This is a genomic window from Methanococcoides sp. (assembly GCF_030594565.1).
In the GTDB taxonomy this organism is placed as follows: domain Archaea; phylum Halobacteriota; class Methanosarcinia; order Methanosarcinales; family Methanosarcinaceae; genus Methanococcoides; species Methanococcoides seepicolus.
This window is the reverse complement of sequence record NZ_JAUVEY010000166.1, coordinates 1-4,163: the sequence shown is the minus strand read 5'-3', so window position 1 is coordinate 4,163 and position 4,163 is coordinate 1. Positions and strand designations below refer to the sequence as shown.

Here is a 4,163-nt window from a genome sequence, read left to right as displayed (position 1 = left end):
AAAGACATGGAGACGCACCGGAGGTACCCATTCGGTCATTATCACTGATACTGACAGCAATATCCTGGCATTCTGTGAAGATGTGAGCAGGGCTTCCGCTGTTGACAAAGCAGTTGGCAAAGCAGCCCTTGCAGGTGTGGATATGTCCAAATGTGCAATTGTCGCTACCGGCAGGCTCTCAGTCACAATGGTCTCAAAGGCCGTCAATGCAGGAGTTTCCGTACTCGCCAGCAAAGCAGGTCCTATCAATGAAGGTATCGACCTTGCAAGGGCGGTAGATCTGACACTGGTGGGTTTTGTTCGCCTGCCTCATATGTATGTGTATAACGGTATTGAGAGAATTATTTGAAGAAGTTTTATTGTTTTCTAACTGCATGAAAAATGCGTAATTAGAATTACAATTCAATTTTTAATTTCACACCCAACATATTTTCATTCAAGCTTTTCCAGACAAAGCCTGAAAACTTCAATACCTGCACCACGACATGCCGTCATTCTGCTACTATCAATATCTGCACAGACGATGCCCAGTCGTATATCTTCGACATCCACTCCGTACTTTTCAGCATAAGGTAGCTTGAACCTCTGTACCTGTCCGATGGCATTGTCTCTTGCATTAATCTCTATCTCTATCAGGAAATGCTTGTCCTGTGAGTCAGTAAAAACAGCATCTATCCTGCCACCTTCGACCTCCACCTCGACTTCGTGGAACGTCAGTCCGGGTTCGATAAGTTCAGGGATGCTGGATATCATCCTTGATATATCATCTTCGGAAATATGTTTGGACTCAAGGGCATCCTCTACATTTGGTGACCTCATTATCAGATTCAGGTATTGAATAGCAGTCGTCATCTTGTTGTTCTTCACATTAGGATAGACTGCAATGTCCTTTCCATCTCTGGAATGAACGAGTATTCCCACATTGCTGAGATTCTTCTTGCGTGAGATCGGAAGAGAACCTCTGCCCTTGCTAACAACACCGACAGTATTCCTCCGGCTCAATATTCGGATGTTCTCCAGAACATCTTCCTGTTCGTTCTCTGAAAGGTCCTCTATCTTAATGATCGTATAATCACAATCGTGTTCTTCCTTGATGGCCTGAAGGGTCCTCAAAACCGATTCTGCTACTTCCACCGGAGTGTCATCTCTTACATAATACCTGAAATTATCCATACTATCACACTTACAACCTCTCTATATAATAATGAGAACTATTCACATAGGGGTGTTTTATAATTCTAAAATGACTTTCAAAAATTTAATTGCTCAATCTACCTTTCTGTACATTTAAGGATGCTTGTACTCTTCTTTAAATGCAAAGTTTTTTAAGTACATAATATACAATTATTACAACTATTACAACTATTACAACTATTCTAAATATTACTCCTGTTGGGGAAGTTTATTGATAATTTCTATAATAGTTTTTCCAGTATAGTTGCTATAATCTATTTCAACTTAATTTGAAACCGCCATCTATAAATATGTATTTCAACATTCTTTGAAATATCAAGTTTCAATATTATTTGAAATGCCTTGAAGCTGCTCAAGTGACGAAGATCGTTGTATGATAAAGACAGGATGTGATCGTATGAAAATAGAAATACTCGGTACAGGATGTGCAAAGTGCGTCAAGACAAAAGAGGTAGTTGAAAAAGCTCTTCAGGAAAGTGGGCTCCAAGCGGATGTTGTCAAGGTTGAAGATTATGAGACCATTCTTTCCTATGGAGTAATGATAACTCCCGGGCTTGTCATTGACGGCGAGGTAATGATCGCCGGCAAAGCTCCCAGTGTGGACAATGTTAAAAAATGGATCTCTGGATAATGATACAGTCCCATGTCCATGATACGGTATTAAAATCATAAAATTAGAAAAGGTGTTAAAAATGACTGAAAATATGAAATGTGGCGTGAATGTGAGTGTGAGTCAGAGATCGTTGGTATCTATCCATGTTCAGGCTCAGCGAATGTAGGTATCATCTCTACTAACCAGCTGGCAATAGGACTGACTAAAGCTGGAAAAGGCAAGATGCTGTGTACTGCCGGAATCGGTGCTAAGATCCCCGGTCAGTTGAGGTCTGCAGAGGGTTGTGACAGGGTGGTTGTGATAGATGGCTGTCCAATGAACTGTGCCTCTAAAATTTTCGAGAACGCCGGGATAGCAGTGGATGAACATATATTTGTCACTGAACTTGGCGTGAAGAAGACAAGGGATATGGATATCGAAGATTCGGTGATCTCAGAGAGTCTGGTGAAGTGTGTCAAGCTTTTCTGATCGCTCCCTGTGAGCTTTGTGAAAACGAAGAGGATGCTAAAATATAATGCATCATCTGAACAGTGATGCTATAAAATACATGACAGGTGCAAGCCAGCCGTATAATTCTAAGATACTGGTCCCTGTTTATTTACTCTGGAGGAAATGATAATGGTTGACGTGTTCTATCCCATGCAGTGGGTAGCAGATAAGGTCACCTACGATCTACTTGGGATCGAAGCCACTACAGGTCTTGCAAAAAGCCTGAATTTTATTATCTATGATGTACTGAAGATATTTGCACTTCTTTCTGTAATGATCTTCCTTATAGCTTATATGAGGTCCTATATTACTCCTGAGAAATCCAGAAGAATACTTGGAGGCAAAAAAGGACCGATGTATAATGTAGCAGCATCACTTGTGGGTACTGTCACCCCGTTTTGTTCATGTTCATCCGTTCCGATCTTCATCGGTTTCATTGAAGCAGGTGTACCCCTTGGTGTGACTTTTTCATTCCTCATCACCTCTCCCCTTGTTAATGAAGCAGCCATTGCCGTGCTCTGGGCCACACTGGGATTCAAGGCTACTGCACTCTATGTTGTTTCAGGTGTTGTTATCGGTGTTGTCGGAGGGTCTGTAATGGGCCTGCTCAAGCTGGAGAAACACGTTGCAGGTTTTGTCTATGATGTGCACTCACTGCCTTTTAAGGAAGCTGAGATGAGCTCCAGACAGAGGCTCGATTACGCTTTTGATGAGGTCAAAAGCATTGTAGGTAAGATCTGGATATATGTCATTATAGGTGTAAGTCTTGGAGGTATATTCCACGGTTTTGCTCCAGAAGGAATACTTGCACAGTATGCAGGAAAAGATAATCTCTTTGCTATCCCTGTTGCAGTACTGATAGGCGTACCACTCTATTCCAATGTCATGGGCCTGATCCCTGTGGTCGAAAGTCTCATTGGAAAAGGGCTACCCATCGGTACTTCCCTGGCATTCCTGATGTCTGTCACTGCAGTATCACTGCCTGAGATGATTATATTGAAAAAGGTCCTGAGCAATGAACTGATCGCCCTGTTCGTGGCGATCGTGGCAGTAGCTGTGATATTCACAGGCTATATGTTCAATGCGGTTCTGTAAAAAAGGATACTTGATGAGCAAGATATTGGATTTTGCTCTTCTTGTTCTTTCCAAAAAAGTAATAGGGACCTTCCACTCCAATACTTTCGTTGTGCAGTTCAGTTATCTTCTCTTTAATCTTCTTCATCTCTGCAGCTCTCGCACAATATTCTCCCATTTACCGTTGCAAGATCAACTAAATAGTAACCACATCTCTGACATATTCCCCCCGCATATTCTTCTTCCGCCATAACATTTTGTTCGTGGTTCATTTCTATGAGATCTGCCAGTATCGTAGTCAATCCGGGTGCTATCGTAAGTAGATCCCTGGCTGTGATGATGGCCACGATCTTCCCATTCTGCATTACAGCAAGCCTGCGAATATTGGCCTTAGACATTATTTTAGAAGCATCTATGACATTCGTGGATGGTTTGATCATTATCAAAGGAGAAGACATGAGCATGGAAGCAGAGACATTTTCAGGTTTCTTGTTCTTTGCTACTATCTTTTTTATCATGTCTCTTTCAGTTATGATCCCCACTGCCTTATCTTTCTTTGTTACGATTATGCTGCCCACATTGTGCTCTATCATCTCCTTTCCTACTTTTAGAGCACTTTCCTCGATATCTGTGGTAATCACTTTTACTGTCATTACTTCCTTGACCGAGATATATTTCTCAATCTCTTTGATAGAGTCGTTTGTCTCCTGATTGTTTGTAGTATCCATAACCATAGCTACCCCCATTCCTATTTTTAACAATGAAATGTTAATCCCACTGTACTATTAATTTC

The 4,163-nt window shown here is 41.4% G+C and carries 6 protein-coding genes; 4 read left to right on the top strand and 2 right to left on the bottom strand.

What is annotated here, in order from left to right; translation table 11 throughout:
* Nucleotides 1-349, top strand: a 349-nt coding sequence (locus tag QAS77_RS10850) for a formate dehydrogenase accessory sulfurtransferase FdhD (RefSeq protein ID WP_305065530.1), incomplete at its 5' end; no start/stop codon positions are given.
* A gap of 83 nt (nucleotides 350-432) precedes the next feature.
* On the opposite strand, the gene QAS77_RS11635 is transcribed toward QAS77_RS10850, so the two are convergent.
* A complete protein-coding gene (locus QAS77_RS11635) occupies nucleotides 433-1,173 on the bottom strand; it encodes a DUF91 domain-containing protein (RefSeq protein WP_338101238.1) in 741 nt (246 codons plus the stop codon).
* 418 nt (nucleotides 1,174-1,591) lie between these two features.
* On the opposite strand from QAS77_RS11635, the gene QAS77_RS10835 reads away from it, so the two are divergent.
* The 3 genes from QAS77_RS10835 to QAS77_RS10825 all read left to right on the top strand — a co-directional run bounded on the left by QAS77_RS10835 (nucleotide 1,592) and on the right by QAS77_RS10825 (nucleotide 3,391).
* A complete protein-coding gene (locus QAS77_RS10835) occupies nucleotides 1,592-1,825 on the top strand; it encodes a thioredoxin family protein (RefSeq protein ID WP_250867976.1) in 234 nt (77 codons plus the stop codon).
* 78 nt (nucleotides 1,826-1,903) lie between these two features.
* Nucleotides 1,904-2,275, top strand: a complete 372-nt coding sequence (locus QAS77_RS10830; protein ID WP_305065527.1) for a putative zinc-binding protein — start codon at nucleotides 1,904-1,906, stop codon at nucleotides 2,273-2,275.
* A gap of 144 nt (nucleotides 2,276-2,419) precedes the next feature.
* Entirely contained in the window at nucleotides 2,420-3,391 is a 972-nt protein-coding gene (locus tag QAS77_RS10825) for a permease (RefSeq protein WP_305065525.1), read from the top strand.
* Nucleotides 3,392-3,504: 113 nt separating this feature from the next.
* Here the strand turns inward: QAS77_RS10825 and QAS77_RS10820 are convergent, their stop codons facing one another.
* The gene (locus QAS77_RS10820) at nucleotides 3,505-4,104 is read right to left on the bottom strand and encodes a CBS domain-containing protein (protein WP_305065523.1); all 600 of its coding nucleotides are present in this window, start codon (nucleotides 4,102-4,104) and stop codon (nucleotides 3,505-3,507) included.
* Between the last annotated feature and the right edge of the window lie 59 nt (nucleotides 4,105-4,163).